Source organism: Neobacillus sp. DZ-9 (genome assembly GCF_059587065.1).
Genome location: NZ_JCAIOL010000001.1, coordinates 570,169 through 585,702, shown reverse-complemented (window position 1 = coordinate 585,702; position 15,534 = coordinate 570,169). Strand labels below are relative to the sequence as shown.

Below are 15,534 nucleotides of genomic sequence, written 5' to 3'. Positions count from 1 at the left end.
AGACTAACCTCCTAACCATTTTATAATTAATAGGTATATATTTGTTCAACATTAACTTTATTATGCAACCAGTGAAATCGTTTTAAGCGTATTATTAAACAAGACAATATATAGAACTAAATTGTCGATTGACCGTAATTTAATTCCCCTGAAAGGTTTGGAGAATTTCTGTGAAGGTATTTTCATTTACTCCTTCGTATTTTGTTAATTGCTTCAGTTGGGGCAAGAAATCTAAGTGATGAAAAATAAACTGTGATAAAAAAAGAAATATAAACTGAATAATGACTATTTTAATTAAAACTCTTTCCACATTTTTCATTCTATCCCCCTCCAACCATTAACTTATTCCTATTATTGGGGTAGATGAATTTTTTTATTCTTTATGCCTGCTTAAAAAAATAAAGGAAAGCAAATGCTTTCCCTTTTAAAGAACATCCTTATATACAGCTTCTGCATTTTTCAGTTTTTCAACTTTTTCTTCCCTGCTATTTTTTGCATTAATAAAAATCCGATAGGTATCATTGCCAATTGTACCTAGAAATTCATAACATAATACTTCTTCACCTAAATCGTTGGTAATAACAGCTTGTCTATCTTCCATAACTTTCAAATTAGGATTTACTTTTGAACGTGCTTGCTCCATTGTTATACTTGGTTTCTCTATAGTTCTGATTTGGAAGGATTTTAAATACTCTTCCGCAGAAACGCCCATTATATCACCATTATCGAGTGCAACCTTGACCTTTATCGCTTCAGGATAAATTCTAACACCATTACTATTAGTTACAAAATTGAAAACGCCAATATTATCATATTGTGTGCTTTCAAATAGCTCTAAATCTTTAAATCCATTTTCTTTTAAAAATGCAGCTGCTTTATTATTTGCATCATTTAAACTTATGACCTGTTTTTTGACATCACGTTGATTGATAAACCAAATTGGATGTCCAGCCTTTTTCGTAATATCCATACTTGCTTCCTGACCAGTTTTCTTGTTTTTTATTGAAACACTGTAAAAACCGTAGTCTGACCCTTTACCATTTTCGGTTACTTTAACTTCGGCATTTCCATCAAAATTCATATACTTTTTTGCTATTTGGATAGCATCTTTTTTGGTGATTGTTTTTCCTTTGATTTTTTTAAAATTTTCATCCTTTTTTTGACCATTAGTAAATGTAACCCCAAGGTCCGTTTCATCAAATCCAGAAACAGTCTTTTCAACCTTTTTTATTCCATCAATGATGGTATTATCGGTTTGTTCTTTGCCAGACGCCAAGGCGAGTTCCACATCCATCCAGCGCAAATTGTTTTTTAGGACCATATGCTGGACTGTTCTAAGCTCATTCTGTATATCACTAGACTGTTTATACAGGACTTTTAATGATTCGTATTCATCTTTTGATAAAGGTTCTTTGTCTAAATCTCTCACGGCAGTTTTATAGCTAAAATTTCCTATTTTGGCTAGAAAGTCTTCAGTCTTATTAAATGGAAGTAATGTCAAAGGAAGCTGACCTACATCTGTATGCGCCTCTGAAGTGATTCTCCACACTTCTGTTAAAGATGGAGACAATGAATATCTTGAGTTCATCGCAAGAGTGGTTCCAATTTTATCATGCAATAAATCCATTTGATAAGAAAGATCGTGAAAAGCTCGTTGGTAATTGTTTTCTGCATTCAACAGAATTGCATTTTTCTCTTGGTGTTCTTGATAGCCCCAATAGGCTGTTCCGGCAACACCTATTGCGAGTACCCCTATTAATATACCTCTGATCAATTCTATTCACCTCTTTAATGGCAAAATATATGTTTCCCGATTCTTTTTATTTGTGGTCTTCCCCAAATCCAGCCGCTTGTGGCTGTGGCAGGGTTAAAATAATATAATGCTTCTCCTGTTGGATCCCAGCCATTTATCGCATCAATTACCGCTTTCTTGGAACTTTCGTTTGGAGTAAGCCAAATTTGGCCGTCAGCCACCGCTGTAAAAGCACCAGGTTCAAAAATAACACCTGAAACCGTGTTTGGGAAATTCGGACTATTAACCCTGTTTAAAATAACCGAAGCAACGGCTACTTGACCAATATATGGCTCTCCTCGCGACTCACCATGAACAGCATTTGCCATTAATCTAATATCATTTTGCGAAAATCCATTAGGTGTATTTGCTGCAGTTGGTTTTTTGGGTGCTTTTTTAACTGGCGCAGCTTTTGGTTTCGTTGCCTTTGGAGCTGCCTTTTTTACAGCTGTATTGTTTGTTGGAGCCTTATTTGCCGGTGCCTTTCCTGCTGGTTGCTTGTTTGCCGGGGCTTTATTTGCTGGTTTCATTTTACTTGGGGCAACTTGTTTGCTTTGGTCTACTCCGCCATAATGAGTAAATTTTTTTCCCTTCTTTAAATTGGTTTTAACAAAATACTCATTATACTTGGATGCTTTTGCCAGTTTATTCTTAGTTGTTGTCCCTGCCAAACCATCAATTGGCAAACCGAATTCATATTGGAAATTTCGTAAGGCCCAATAGGTACTCCATCCAAAAACTCCGTCAATTTGACCATTATAAAACCCTAAATACTGGAGCCTTGCCTGAAGTTCAATAACATCTTCTCCAACAGCTCCTTGTTGGATTACTTGCCTAGTAAATGCATTTGCCTCATCAGTTTTGATCAATGACAGCGGCATAATGAAAACAGAAATTAAAATAAAAGACTTTATTAGGATGTTTTTCATATGCATGGAATAATAACCCCCGTTGTAAATCATTTTGCAGTAACCCTATTTTTTGTCTAATTGGTGTTTTTATTCCAAAAATAAAAAAACCCTTCATCAGGAATGAAGAGTTTTTTGAACTGGATACTGCTTTTTCAAATGTTTGGCACTCAATATCTTAGCTTTTTTCACTTTTCTTAAGCCGAACCACCAAAGAAAAATCATAAACGGAAAAATAATCAACAACCAATGTTCTTGTGAAATTAAAATAAAATCATAGAATCCATGGAGAATGAAAGGCAGTAGAAGCGAAAGGAAAATCCACTTTGCTTTGTTCCCATCCGTAAACTTCGCCTTACCAAGATAAAAGCCCATAATAACCCCGAATAATGCATGACTTGATACTGGCAATAATGCTCTGGTCATCGCATGTTCAATCCCATTCGCGATTAGATAAAAAATATTTTCCACTGTCGCAAAACCAAGAGAAACGGAAACGGCATATACGATTCCATCGAATGGCTCATCAAACTCAACATGCTGGTAGATAGCATAAAAAAGGATAAACCACTTAAAAAATTCCTCCAGCAGGCCGGTGTTTAGAAATGCATCGAATAGATGGGATTGAAGCAGGTTTTCAGTTTCAAGAACATGCTGAATAAACATAATCGGAAACACCAATAAAGCTCCGTACAAAAATGTCCGAAGTACAAAGGAAATTGGCTCTGGCTCATATTCATCTTTTAAATAAAAATAACTAAGTAAGGCCAGTCCGGGGGCAATCCCGGCAGATAATATCCCCAGCATGTTGAACCTCTCTTTTCCATCCGTTTTCTTAATGGTATCACGGAAACAAAATAAAGAAAATGATAGTTTCCTTCCACTTCATGTAGAAAGATGGTCTAAATCATTTAAAAGTTTATATTTTCTAGGCCGCTTGCAAGGGCAACAGCCAATTTGATTCTTGCCTTTTTAGAATCATTGTCACTTCCTAAAATTACCCCTTTTTTAGAGAGATCATAGGCACTGCCTTCGTAATCATAGGTTGTGTAAACAGAACCCTCTTCTGCACTGGTTGTAATCACCAATTTAATTCCCTGCTTAATTGCCTTTTCAATTTCATCCATCATTTGAGGAGACACCTGGCCTCGGCCGACACCTTCAAGCACAATTCCTTTTACCCCTGCATCACGTGCGGCTTTAATAAATTTCCCGTCTGCACCAATATAGCATTTAATCAATTCAACTTGAGGGATTGCAGTCTGAATCTCATAATATTCTCTTTTAATCGGTTTTTGAAAGACATGGACTTGATCATTGTCAATAATGCCAAGATACCCAAAACCAAAGGCATTAAATCCTTGAATATTAGAAGCGTGTTCTTTTTTTACATAGCGGGCAGCGAATATCCTTTCATTAAAGACAACAACTGCCCCAGCTTCATGAAGGTCAGTTGAACAGGCAGAGTAAATGGCATGTCGTAAATTAATATACACATCGCTCCCTAAATCTTCAGGAGAACGTTGAGAGCCTGTAACCACCACAGGACGATGGTCTTTTATCGTTAAATCAAGGAAATAAGCGGTCTCTTCCATCGTATCTGTTCCGTGTGTCACTACAACACCGGCAACTGTCTCATCTTTAAAATAGTCCACTATTTTGTTTTTTAATGTAGTTAGATCTTCAAATGTAATATGAATGCTCGCTTTTTGAAAAACAGATTCTACTATGACTTCAATGTCTTTTGGTAAATTACACATCGCAGCAAGTTCTTCCCCGGTAAGGGCACCTGAAGCAAGTTTTCCAGAATCCTTATTTGGTTTACTAGCGATTGTTCCTCCAGTTGTTAATAAAACAACCTTTTTCATCATCTCAATCACCCTTCAGCTTCTTTTTCTATAATGGAGTGTGCAATTTGTCCGCCATGGAACCTGCCATTCTCGATAAATATTTCATTCGCATTATTTCCGGCAGCAATTACCCCCGCTATATAGATCCCCTCCACATTAGTCTCCATGGTTTCAGGATTAAATAGCGGTCTGCCTGATTCTGGATCAATTTTCACACCCATCGTTTTTAAAAATTGATGATCGGGATGATAACCGGTCATCGCAAAAACAAAATCGTTACTAATTGTTTTTTCAACTCCGTCTTTATTATATATAACTTGCTCTTCGGCTATAGCTTTAACATTTGCATTAAATTCCATTAATATAGTCCCTGTACGAACCAATGCTTCAAATTCCGGGAGAATCCATGGCTTAATGCTGGGAGAATATTCTTTTCCTCGATAGAGTACGGTTACCCTCGCCCCTGCCTTCACCAATTCCAGTGCAGCATCCACGCTTGAATTTTTCCCGCCGATTACACATACATCTTTGTCAAAATACGGATGTGCTTCTTTAAAATAATGTTTAACTTTGGATAAATCTTCTCCAGGGACATTCATATAATTGGGATGATCATAATAGCCTGTTGCAATAATTACATATTGGGCACAGTAATTATTTTTATCCGTATTGACATGAAATAAATCATCTTGCTTTGATACTTTATTTACCTTCTCGAATGAATTTATCCGGAGCTCCTTCCGTCTTGCGACTTCCCGATAATAGACAAGTGCCTGATTTCGTTTAGGTTTGTATGTATCTGTAAAAAAAGGTACATCACCAATTTCTAATTTTTCACTAGTACTAAAAAAGGTTTGATGGGTCGGATAATGATAAATGGAATTAACTACATTCCCTTTTTCTATAATTAATGGCTTTTTTCCGATCTCTTGAAGAGAAATAGCTGCTGCCAGCCCGCAAGGTCCGCCGCCAACAATGATTATGTCTTCTATTTGCACTTTAGGTACACTCCTTAATAAATACATAAACTGTGTTAAACTTGGTTTCAAAATCAGTTATATCCTTTAACATAACCGAAACTAAAAAAACTCCTACCGTTTAATGATAGGAGTTTTTTCATTTAATTTCAATGTTTAGCCTTTAAATCCAGCCTCTGAAACGGCTTGCTTCAGCCATCTTTCTAACCCCAACCATATAAGCAGCCAGGCGCATGTCTACACGTCGGGTTTGGGCAGTATCATAAATATTTTTAAAGGATTTAACCATTACTTTTTCAAGCTTTTCTTCCACTTCTTCTTCTGACCAGTAGTAGCCTTGGTTATTTTGTACCCATTCGAAATAAGATACCGTAACCCCGCCAGCAGATGCTAACACGTCCGGAACAAGAAGAACACCACGTTCTGTTAAAATTTCTGTAGCCTCTAAAGTAGTTGGGCCGTTTGCCGCCTCTACAACGATACTTGCACGAATATTATGAGCGTTCTCAGCAGTAATTTGATTTTCAATCGCTGCAGGGACAAGAATGTCGCACTCAAGTTCTAGTAATTCTTTATTGGTAATTGTGTTATTAAATAATTTTGTTACTGTCCCAAAGCTGTCTCTTCTATCTAAAAGATAATCAATATCTAGACCATTTGGATCGTATAATGCACCGTAAGCATCCGAAATCCCTACAACCTTCGCCCCTGCGTCATGCATGAATTTTGATAAATAGCTTCCGGCATTTCCAAAACCTTGGACGACTACTCTTGCACCCTCGATTTGAATTCCTTTCTTTTGGGCTGCTTCACGAATACAGATGGTTACACCCTTTGCAGTTGCAGATTCACGTCCATGTGATCCGCCGAGAACAAGTGGCTTACCAGTGATAAAGCCTGGAGAGTTAAATTCATCGATTCGGCTGTATTCATCCATCATCCAAGCCATAATTTGCGAATTGGTAAATACGTCCGGAGCAGGAATATCCTTTGTAGGTCCTACAATTTGACTGATAGCTCGTACGTATCCACGGCTAAGTCTTTCAAGCTCTCTAAAAGACATATCACGAGGATCGCAGATGATACCACCTTTTCCCCCTCCGTATGGAAGGTCGACAATTCCACATTTTAAACTCATCCAAATTGAAAGGGCTTTCACTTCTGTCTCTGTTACTCCTGGGTGGAAGCGTATTCCTCCCTTAGTTGGCCCAACTGCATCATTATGCTGTGCACGGTAGCCAGTAAATATTTTTATTGAACCGTCATCCATTCTAATTGGAATTTTTACTGTCATCATACGTAACGGCTCTTTCAAGAGCTCGTATACCTCTTCAGGATAACCTAACTTTTCAAGGGCCTTATGAATCACAGTCTGTGTTGATTTTAACACATCATGTTTTTCCTCTTGATTAGTCTTTTCATTTGCATTTTCGGCTACCATTTGTAATCCTCCTAGAAATTGCTTTTACGAATGTTGTCCGCTTTCAGACACAAGTATACACCTTTAAATGATTTATGCAAGAAAAAAAACATAGTTTTCATGATTAATTCGATATTATGTAAACGCTGCCATCCATGATTAATATAATGATTTATGGATAGCATTTGTCCAATAGGTTTACTTCATCCATTTTTTATATTTTAAAAAAATGAAGAATAGTCTCCACCGCTTTATTTTCGATAATCCTTTTTCCATATTCCATAAGTACAAATGGACTAATGATTGAAGCATTGCCAAATTCAGAAAAAATACAAGCCACTTGTTCGTTTTTTGTAGGTTCTAATTTTTCCATTAAAAAGTAATAGTGGTTGTTCATAAAATATAGGCTGCCGCCAAATATATTCATGTTAGATAATCTCTGGGTAAGACTAATTATGTCTTCAAATTCCTCAAACTCATATATTAGGTCATCAAATCCTCCGACCCTGACTTGCATTTCAATAAATCCATCGAATAATATCTCTTCATCTTCCTCTGCTTCGTTTACAGTAATGATCATAATCATCCCCTGTGCCTGAAGGGAGAATATTTCCACTGCCACAGACCCCTGTATATCTACATCAAATTCCTCACTCGCTTCCTCAAGCATATCATGAAAAAGCTGATTCCATTTGCTTGAATCCTTCCAAATATCTTCCTTGGAAAGTCCCCTATCAATTAAATCATCAGAGGTTAAAAAAATTTTAATTTTATTGGCTGTTAAGCGTTCTAAGCGCATGATTTTGCCCCCTGCTGTGACATCACTCTTGTTTGTAGTGTATGCCTCAGGGTTTTGTTGGTGAATTGTCTACATCACCTTATCAGGTGCAGGGCCATTTCTAAGGGTAATGAGATGGCATTCTGCAGGGGCACCTAACCTTAAGGGCAGCGTGGTTGTTCCATATCCATTACTAATTAAAAGGGTTGTATTTTGAAGTTTAGTCAGCCTTCCTCTTTTATAGGGACTATAACCGAAAATATGAATCTGCCCTCCATGGGTATGTCCGCTTAATACTAAACGTATTTCATGCTCCGGAAGGATTTTGTTTGTTATATTAGGATAATGGCTTGCCAAAATTTTAAAACTGTTTTCCTCTGAATCTAACAGCGCTAACTCAAGGCGGTCACGATTTTGGTTTAAGTCATCCACTCCAAGCAAACATAATTTTTCTCCCTGATTTGATTCAAAGGTAACGGAAGTATTGTCTAACACTTTAATACCATGGTCCATAAAGATAGCATCTAATTCACGATAGTCAATCTCATAGTCATTGTTTCCCCAAACAAAGTAAACGGGTCCAATTCGTTTTAATGTGTTTAAATTGGTTTTCACTCTCTCAATGGGGACCCCCTTTTCTGTTAAATCTCCCCCTATGATGACAATATCAGCCTTCCCTTTAACAATATTAATGATGGTTTCCGAGATTGTTCTTCTATGTATATCTGAAATAAAAAAGATCTTTACCTCTCCAAATGTGGCCGGAAAGTCCGGAAAATAAATATCCTGTTCATTCACTTTATTTTGAAAAGCTTGATTTAGCATATATAAAAGCAAAAGTATGCCGCCTATAATAATCAATATAACTAATATAATAATCATTCTCTTTGTTCCCCTTATCAAGGCTTAATTTTCTATGGAAATCATACCATAAAGAAGACTCAAACTAAAAAAAATGAGTGTTTCTTCCCAGCCAATATAAAAAAGAAGCAATAACACGATTCCAAAACCACAATATTCCAATAACATTAGGTTACTCCATGACATTTGCTTCCTCCATGCTTTTATCGTCTTATTGATAATCCCTTTTATTACCCCTCCATTGATTAAAATGCCAATGAATAAAGCAATTGCAGCAGCGAAGAATTGTAATGGATTTATGACAATTCCGACAAAAAAGTCAGTAAGTACATAAGGATGCGGTATTGAAATCCATTTAATCACTAAATATCCACATAAAAAAACAAAAGCAAAGTGAACTAACCTCATAAACATAAAAACCCCCTCCCATAAAAATATATGAGAAGAAGGCTATTTTTTTCCTATTCGTTATTAATCATCCTCTTGAATACTTAGAATTCGGAAGCCATGCTCTTCTAGTTTCTTTGTAAAGCGGTCAATATTGTTTTTCTTTTCAACCTTCATCACAATTCTACGAACAAGTCTATCTGTTTCATCAAACGTAACAAGTGATATGATATGCTCGTGAAATTGGTGAGCAATTTCAGAGAGGCGGGCAATCCGTCCCTCAGTTTCAACCGATGTAAAAGCAATTCTAACACCCGGGCGGTTTACACCAAATGCGCTTTCGAATGAACTTAATACATCGGACCGTGTAACAACCCCGAGAAATTGATGATTTGAATCAACAACTGCTAATAATGGAAAATCCTTTAAATCAAGGAGTGTCTTTTCAAATAATTCAGAGCCCTCTAAAAACTTTTCTTGGTGAGTGGCTATATCTTTTACTACCGTTAAATTTAAATATTCATCCTTTGGTTTATTCGATAGGAAATAATTTTCATAGATGCTGTATCTTGTGACTACACCTGCATATTGCTCACCTTGTAATACCGGTAACCCATCTATTTGATGTTTTTCAAGACTTTCCAAAGCCTGTTTAAGGGTTACATCTGCTTGTACAGTAAAGCATTCATGCTTTGGTATCATAATATTTTTCACGAACAATTTCCATCACCTCAAAGTTATAATCCTGCATCTTTATTATACTTCTACAAGACAATGAAAAACCCTTTCATATATTAAAGTTTTATGTCATGTTGGGATAAAACTTTCATATATTTAAATGATATTGAAAAATAGGGAGGGCCACAATGCACACTCATCAAAAGGTCTATCATCCGTATGCGAGTCCATTTGATCCCTGCAAGCCGATACTTGAAAAAACCTTTTCCACTCCACCTCATTTATATATTGGATTTCAGCCGCCAAATCTTCCGCAATTTTCCCCGCTTGAGGCTTTGAGAGCAGGCACACTTTGGAAGGATTTTTATGACCCGTATTACAATGCTTTTGAGAAAGCGGGAGGGGGACTGACGACGTGAAACAAGTTCCTGCCGAATATTATCAAATGATGGAACAGCTTCAAGCTGTTGACTTCGTCTTGGTTGAACTTACCCTATACTTAGATACTCATAACGATGATTTTGAAGCAATTAACCAATTTAATCATTATGTGAGGGAAAGAAAAAGGCTCAAAAAAGCATTTGAAAGTCATTTTGGCCCTTTGCAGCAGTTTGGCAACAGTTACTCCGGATTTCCTTGGAACTGGGACGATAGTCCATGGCCATGGCAGGTTTAATTTAGAGGGAGGGATTACATTAAATGTGGATTTACGAAAAGAAGCTCCAATATCCCGTTCGAGTAAGTACCTGTAATCCGACTTTAGCAAAATACTTAATTGAGCAATATGGAGGTGCTGATGGAGAGCTTGCCGCAGCATTACGATATTTAAATCAGAGGTACACCATACCTGATAAAGTAATTGGACTTTTGACAGATATCGGTACCGAAGAGTTTGCCCATCTCGAAATGATTGCCACAATGGTGTATAAATTAACAAAAGATGCTACCCCTGAGCAATTGAAGGCAGCAGGATTAGGGGCTCATTATGCTGACCATGACAGTGCACTATATTACCATAATGCTGCAGGCTCACCTTTTACTGCTACCTATATTACTGCGAAAGGTGACCCTATTGCTGATTTATATGAAGATATAGCAGCAGAAGAAAAAGCCAGGGCAACGTACCAATGGTTGATTAACATTAGTGATGACCCAGATATTAATGATAGTCTTCGCTTTTTACGTGAACGTGAGATTATCCATTCACAGCGCTTCCGTGAAGCAGTGGAAATTTTAAAAGAGGAACGTGGAAAACAGAAGATTTTCTAATTGATAAAAGAAGCAGATGGCTCTGCTTCTATTTCTTTTCATGATAAAGGTTTATATCATAATTTTTTTTCATAATCTCAAATACTAAATGACGGTTTTTCCATTCCTCTTCTTTTTTCCAGTAGTCCTTACTGCGGTCAACAATTTCACATCTTAGTTCATGATATTCCTTTTCTGCTTTATCCTTCTTCTCTTTCAGTAAATTCATGGCTCCATACATCCCAACAGAAAAAACTAAGAAGGTAAAGTTTTTAGAATCATTGACAAAAGCAGAAAACATTGCAGCAAACGAATAAGAATAAACACTGGCAACGGTAATATATAAATAAAGGAAGAATAATGCAGCCAATATGATTGTTCCCCAGATTGATAATTTATGCCAGTTTTTAAATTTGTCAAACTTTTCTTTTCTTTTTCTAACATTTTCAAGTGCCTGCTTTGTGGCTTGATCCGTATTTTCAAGTAATTGGATTGGAGAATCCATTTTATCAGCCTCCATTTCTCCGTATATAAATATGAACTTGTCCGCTTTATTATGATTTATATATAAAAAAACCGATCTAAAGATAGATCGGTTAGTTATTCAATGGTATTTTAAGTACTTGGCCTGCATCGATATTATTACCTTGAATATGGTTGGCCTTTCTGATAATGTCCATGCCTGATTGAGACTTATAGTACTCCATCGCGATATGATATAAGGTTTCTTTTGGCTGAACCGTGTGGTAAACAATTTTACTTTTCTTTTTGGGTACAGGTGGTTGGCTCTTCTTTGTTTCTTGTATCGGCTGACTATTTTTGTCTCCTGACTTATTTGCATCGATGTTGACTGGACTCGGAGCTGTGGAAATTTCTTTTGTACTATTCTCTTCAGTATTAGCTGCTTCAGTTGCTTCAGTTTTTACTTCGTTACTTTCTATTTGCTGCTCATCGACCTGTTTATTTTTCTCTTCAATTTCTGTTTTTTCTAGATTAATAGTTTCATAGCCTACAGAATCCCCAGAGGTCTTAACGGTACTGTTTATTTTCTTACCATCTAGATACGATATCACGCTGAAAATAATGACAGGTAAAAGGATAAAGAATAGAACCAACAGACGAATAACCGGGTATTTAAACTTCCATTTTGTTTTCTTCTTTTTTTGCCGGTGCAGCTGCTCTCTTGGCGGCAAATCACCTGATTCATCAATTTTTTCATTAATTTTTTGTATCCGCTGTTTTAACCTTTCAGCTTGATCTCGATACGGCTCCTCTTTATTCACGTAGAAACTCCTTTCTCGTCGTCATTACCTGGTGAACGTCTAAATTTTATATATACACCTAATAGGAAATCGATGATAAAATGCATGACAATCGTAACGGCTAAATTATCTGTCCACTCATATATCAGACCGATAAAAAAACTAAGGACGACTATATTTAAAAATAAAAACCAATTAAAAAGATAGCGATAATGGATAATGGCAAAAATAATACTGGCCAGTATGAGACCTACTTTTGTTTGGATGATCCCACGAAATAACAATTCCTCACTAAAAGCGACAATTGCCGCAATGATGAAGATATGAAGAACATTTCTATGTTTAAAAATTCTTTCATTTAAACCACCATCATCATAATAGGAGGATGGAAGACAGTTCATTAAGATTATATCGATCATCACAACAGCTACTCCTGATGGGATCCCTATTAGAACTATATTAAAGTCCTTAAAGTGCAAATTATTCATATAAGCGAAATGATCAAAGAAAATAAACCCTAATATGAATGAAATGACTAAAAGGATGATTTGCGTCATATAGAGGTGAAGAAGTAACTCTTTGTCAGTTAAGTTTTTTATCAATTCATTATACTTCTTTTTCATTCGCTCAACTCATTCTTCTTTAATATTTTTCCAAGATACTCCATCCATGATAGTTCATTTGTTGTCATTTTCGTCTGGTCGATAGAAGAATGATAATCTTTCAGCTGAAGCCCGCATTGATCGCAGCATGGAATCACCTTATTGGTGAATGCATCATCAAAGTAATCCAAAATAAATTCCCTTCTACATACATTTGATTCCACCCATGTTTTCATTTGATATATATTGTTCATTTTCGCGGTTAACCTTTTCTTCAAAAATAATTGAATGGTTTTCTGAAGTTCTTTTTGGCTGTCTTGTGGTGCATCATTAATCAAATCCTCAAGGATACGCCATTGAATTTCATTAAAACCGCCTAGCTCTCTTAAATGATTATTCAATTGGAGCTTCCCATCCATATACTCTTCTTCCTGCTCTAATTTAGAAAACAGCCAATCAATTTGCTGCTCTGATGGAAGTTCCCCCTCTGCCAATTGAATCGGAAGGTACTCGTCCCCCGGAGAGTACAATAAAATGGAGATGCTAAGTTTTCCATCACGGCCTGCTCTCCCAATTTCCTGAAGATAGGATTCTAATTGCATAGGCATATGATAGTGGATGATAAATCGGATATTTTCTTTATTTACACCCATTCCAAATGCACTAGTAGCACAGATGACATCCAACTGCCCGTGAATAAATTGCTGTTGGATTAATACCCTAGTATCAGGATCCTGTCCCCCGTGATAGGCCATGGTTCGGCAAATTCCCTTTTCTGCTAATAAAGAAGCCATTTGCTCAGCTGATTTTTTACTGGAAAAATAAATAATTCCGGGTTTCTGCAGTTTAGAAACCAACTCAACTACCCGATCTTGTTTATCATTGTAATCCGCTATTTTCTCCACTTTAAAAGCAATATTGGGACGATCTATGGTTGATTCCATTTTTTTACAATTTTCAATACAAAGTGATTGAATTATATCCTTCCGAACTTTCTTTGTTGCTGTTGCAGTGAGAGCAAGTGTCAAAGGATTTCCCAAATGTTGGCGAATATCGCCCAGTTTCGAATAATCAGGTCGAAAATCATATCCCCATTGTGAAATACAATGGGCTTCATCTACGACAAACAAGGAAAGGGACAGCTCACCAAGCTTTCGTAAAATAAAAGGAACACTTAACATTTCCGGTGAAATAAAGATAAATTTATATTTGTTTAACTGGCGCAGGACACTATTTTTTTCCTCTTGTGTAAGAAATGAATTCAATGCAACCACTCTTTTTTCACCAAAGCGCTTAAATTGCTCTACTTGATCCTGCATTAGGGAAAGGAGAGGAGAAATAATTAATATGTGGCCCTTTAGAATAAGCCCAGGAAGCTGGTAACATAAGGACTTTCCTGTCCCAGTTGGAAGCATGGCGAAAGTATGCGTTCCTTCTAAAATAGAAGTGATTACTTCCTTTTGTCCTATCTTGAATGAGTCATAGCCAAAATGTTTTTTTAATAGAATCTCTAACTCCATTATCGCTCACCATACTTCGCCAATACTAATCTTATTTGAAAGTAGCTGGCCGTTTTCACTTTGTCCCTGATTAACTTAAGCTGCCGTGATTTAGTTTGCCGTGAAATTTCCAGAATTGTGTCCTGCAGATTTTTTTCTACATAGTCATCAATTGAAAAATCATTTTTATGTAAGGCAAATTCTACAAAGTGGTCCTCAATTGTACTTAACTTTAAATGCCTTTTGTCTGCAATCATCTCAAGGGAATATCCTTGATTTAATAGACTCCATGTTTTTCTGGATGAAATTGTTAATTCATTATTTTGTTTTAAATCCCTCATAAGCAACGATAATAATGGAAAGTACTTTGGTTCTCGATTAATCTTTTGCAGCAAGTAATGGATAATATTGATAAATTCAATATTATAATCGTGAATATCCATATTCAGCCTCTTAGCTGTCTGCTCAGAAGTTAACCCAATTTGTTGATACCCTGTCAATCGGAAGATTAAAACAGAAGGATCAGTATTGTTGGCTTCTTTAAAACTATCTACCAGCTCTGAATAAAGCATGCTTCCCATTTTCTGCCTGGGTACTTGGACTTCTTTTATTATTGTTTTCAACCAAAAATGAACATCTTTATTTTTTTGTATAGGGATATATTGGGTCTCATGATACACAAAATTTGAAGCTACTTGGACTAACAAAGATAATCTTTCCCAAAAATTCATTGTAAATGGGTGATAATCCCAACCATTCAGAAAGCTGGGCATCTTATTGTCATTTAAATTTACCTCTCCATCTGGAGTAAGGATGTATCGCTGCTCCCCACAATTGTGGATCCACTTTTTTTTAACCATATTGCGAATGATATCTTCGAAGGATTCTCGAGTTAGAGTATCATATATCCCAAATAAATGTTTCAGTGAAAATAAATGTGCATCTTGAATCGTTTGTGATGATTTTTTCCCATTTAAAAGGTGATAGATGGAATAAATCGTCCTTTCCCTATTTAATTTCTTTAAACAATTTAGAAGAATCGATTCAATTTGTTTCATCAAGCGCCCCACACTTTTCTGATGGTATCGACAAATTACCCATTTTTTCTCTCTTATTTTAACATGAAATGACAGTTCTTGTTGCTCAAAATTATGCTAAAGTAACATAAACAAATCAACAAACCGGGTTATATAAAAGCAACTTTCTATTGAAAAGTTACTCGTACAGTTTTACAATAGATATGAGTAATGCATTTCCATATAATATGGATGA

At 36.2% G+C, this 15,534-nt stretch carries 19 protein-coding genes; 3 read left to right on the top strand and 16 right to left on the bottom strand.

Features of this window, described 5'->3' with window-relative positions; all coding sequences use genetic code 11:
• Positions 1-139: 139 nt before the first annotated feature.
• From AC59HZ_RS03005 to AC59HZ_RS02955, 11 genes are all read right to left on the bottom strand, one after another.
• Positions 140-319, bottom strand: coding sequence for a YpfB family protein (locus tag AC59HZ_RS03005; protein ID WP_496544402.1), 180 nt, complete (start codon positions 317-319; stop codon positions 140-142).
• A 105-nt stretch (positions 320-424) separates the two neighbouring features.
• A complete protein-coding gene (ypeB, locus tag AC59HZ_RS03000) occupies positions 425-1,774 on the bottom strand; it encodes a germination protein YpeB (protein WP_496544401.1) in 1,350 nt (449 codons plus the stop codon).
• Positions 1,775-1,788: 14 nt separating this feature from the next.
• On the bottom strand, positions 1,789-2,727 hold the full coding sequence (gene sleB, locus AC59HZ_RS02995; protein ID WP_496544400.1) for a spore cortex-lytic enzyme: 939 nt from the start codon (positions 2,725-2,727) through the stop codon (positions 1,789-1,791).
• A 90-nt stretch (positions 2,728-2,817) separates the two neighbouring features.
• Positions 2,818-3,507, bottom strand: coding sequence for a glutamic-type intramembrane protease PrsW (prsW, locus tag AC59HZ_RS02990; protein WP_496544399.1), 690 nt, complete (start codon positions 3,505-3,507; stop codon positions 2,818-2,820).
• A 104-nt stretch (positions 3,508-3,611) separates the two neighbouring features.
• Positions 3,612-4,568: an asparaginase gene (locus tag AC59HZ_RS02985; protein WP_496544647.1), complete on the bottom strand. Its 957-nt coding sequence runs from the start codon at positions 4,566-4,568 to the stop codon at positions 3,612-3,614.
• 8 nt (positions 4,569-4,576) lie between these two features.
• On the bottom strand, positions 4,577-5,548 hold the full coding sequence (locus AC59HZ_RS02980; RefSeq protein WP_496544398.1) for a YpdA family putative bacillithiol disulfide reductase: 972 nt from the start codon (positions 5,546-5,548) through the stop codon (positions 4,577-4,579).
• A 142-nt stretch (positions 5,549-5,690) separates the two neighbouring features.
• On the bottom strand, positions 5,691-6,968 hold the full coding sequence (locus tag AC59HZ_RS02975) for a Glu/Leu/Phe/Val family dehydrogenase (RefSeq protein ID WP_496544397.1): 1,278 nt from the start codon (positions 6,966-6,968) through the stop codon (positions 5,691-5,693).
• A 193-nt stretch (positions 6,969-7,161) separates the two neighbouring features.
• Positions 7,162-7,746: a genetic competence negative regulator gene (locus AC59HZ_RS02970; protein ID WP_496544396.1), complete on the bottom strand. Its 585-nt coding sequence runs from the start codon at positions 7,744-7,746 to the stop codon at positions 7,162-7,164.
• 69 nt (positions 7,747-7,815) lie between these two features.
• Positions 7,816-8,607 (bottom strand): metallophosphoesterase, encoded by a 792-nt coding sequence (locus AC59HZ_RS02965; protein ID WP_496544395.1) that lies wholly within the window; start codon positions 8,605-8,607, stop codon positions 7,816-7,818.
• 24 nt (positions 8,608-8,631) lie between these two features.
• Positions 8,632-9,000 (bottom strand): hypothetical protein, encoded by a 369-nt coding sequence (locus AC59HZ_RS02960; RefSeq protein WP_496544394.1) that lies wholly within the window; start codon positions 8,998-9,000, stop codon positions 8,632-8,634.
• A 57-nt stretch (positions 9,001-9,057) separates the two neighbouring features.
• Positions 9,058-9,693, bottom strand: a complete 636-nt coding sequence (locus AC59HZ_RS02955; RefSeq protein WP_496544393.1) for a CBS domain-containing protein — start codon at positions 9,691-9,693, stop codon at positions 9,058-9,060.
• A gap of 146 nt (positions 9,694-9,839) precedes the next feature.
• Between AC59HZ_RS02955 and AC59HZ_RS02950 the strand changes: the two genes are divergently transcribed.
• Genes AC59HZ_RS02950 through cotJC form a run of 3 tightly spaced genes read left to right on the top strand, consistent with a single transcriptional unit; the run spans position 9,840 to position 10,920 of the window.
• Positions 9,840-10,070, top strand: coding sequence for a spore coat associated protein CotJA (locus AC59HZ_RS02950; protein ID WP_496544392.1), 231 nt, complete (start codon positions 9,840-9,842; stop codon positions 10,068-10,070).
• Positions 10,067-10,327 (top strand): spore coat protein CotJB, encoded by a 261-nt coding sequence (locus tag AC59HZ_RS02945; RefSeq protein WP_496544391.1) that lies wholly within the window; start codon positions 10,067-10,069, stop codon positions 10,325-10,327. Before AC59HZ_RS02950 ends, AC59HZ_RS02945 begins: the two co-directional genes overlap by 4 nt.
• Before the next feature lie 23 nt (positions 10,328-10,350).
• Positions 10,351-10,920 carry a spore coat protein CotJC gene (gene cotJC, locus AC59HZ_RS02940; protein WP_496544390.1) on the top strand — a complete coding sequence of 190 codons (570 nt, stop codon included), beginning with the start codon at positions 10,351-10,353 and terminating at the stop codon, positions 10,918-10,920.
• A 28-nt stretch (positions 10,921-10,948) separates the two neighbouring features.
• On the opposite strand, the gene AC59HZ_RS02935 is transcribed toward cotJC, so the two are convergent.
• From AC59HZ_RS02935 to AC59HZ_RS02915, 5 genes are all read right to left on the bottom strand, one after another.
• Positions 10,949-11,404, bottom strand: a complete 456-nt coding sequence (locus AC59HZ_RS02935) for a YpbF family protein (RefSeq protein ID WP_496544389.1) — start codon at positions 11,402-11,404, stop codon at positions 10,949-10,951.
• A gap of 91 nt (positions 11,405-11,495) precedes the next feature.
• Positions 11,496-12,182, bottom strand: coding sequence for a LysM peptidoglycan-binding domain-containing protein (locus AC59HZ_RS02930; RefSeq protein ID WP_496544388.1), 687 nt, complete (start codon positions 12,180-12,182; stop codon positions 11,496-11,498).
• Positions 12,179-12,784 carry a CPBP family intramembrane glutamic endopeptidase gene (locus tag AC59HZ_RS02925; RefSeq protein WP_496544387.1) on the bottom strand — a complete coding sequence of 202 codons (606 nt, stop codon included), beginning with the start codon at positions 12,782-12,784 and terminating at the stop codon, positions 12,179-12,181. Before AC59HZ_RS02925 ends, AC59HZ_RS02930 begins: the two co-directional genes overlap by 4 nt.
• Positions 12,781-14,283, bottom strand: coding sequence for a RecQ family ATP-dependent DNA helicase (locus AC59HZ_RS02920; protein WP_496544386.1), 1,503 nt, complete (start codon positions 14,281-14,283; stop codon positions 12,781-12,783). The genes AC59HZ_RS02925 and AC59HZ_RS02920 overlap by 4 nt, the downstream gene beginning before the upstream one ends.
• On the bottom strand, positions 14,283-15,320 hold the full coding sequence (locus AC59HZ_RS02915) for a YpbB family protein (protein ID WP_496544385.1): 1,038 nt from the start codon (positions 15,318-15,320) through the stop codon (positions 14,283-14,285). The genes AC59HZ_RS02920 and AC59HZ_RS02915 overlap by 1 nt, the downstream gene beginning before the upstream one ends.
• Positions 15,321-15,534: the final 214 nt, after the last annotated feature.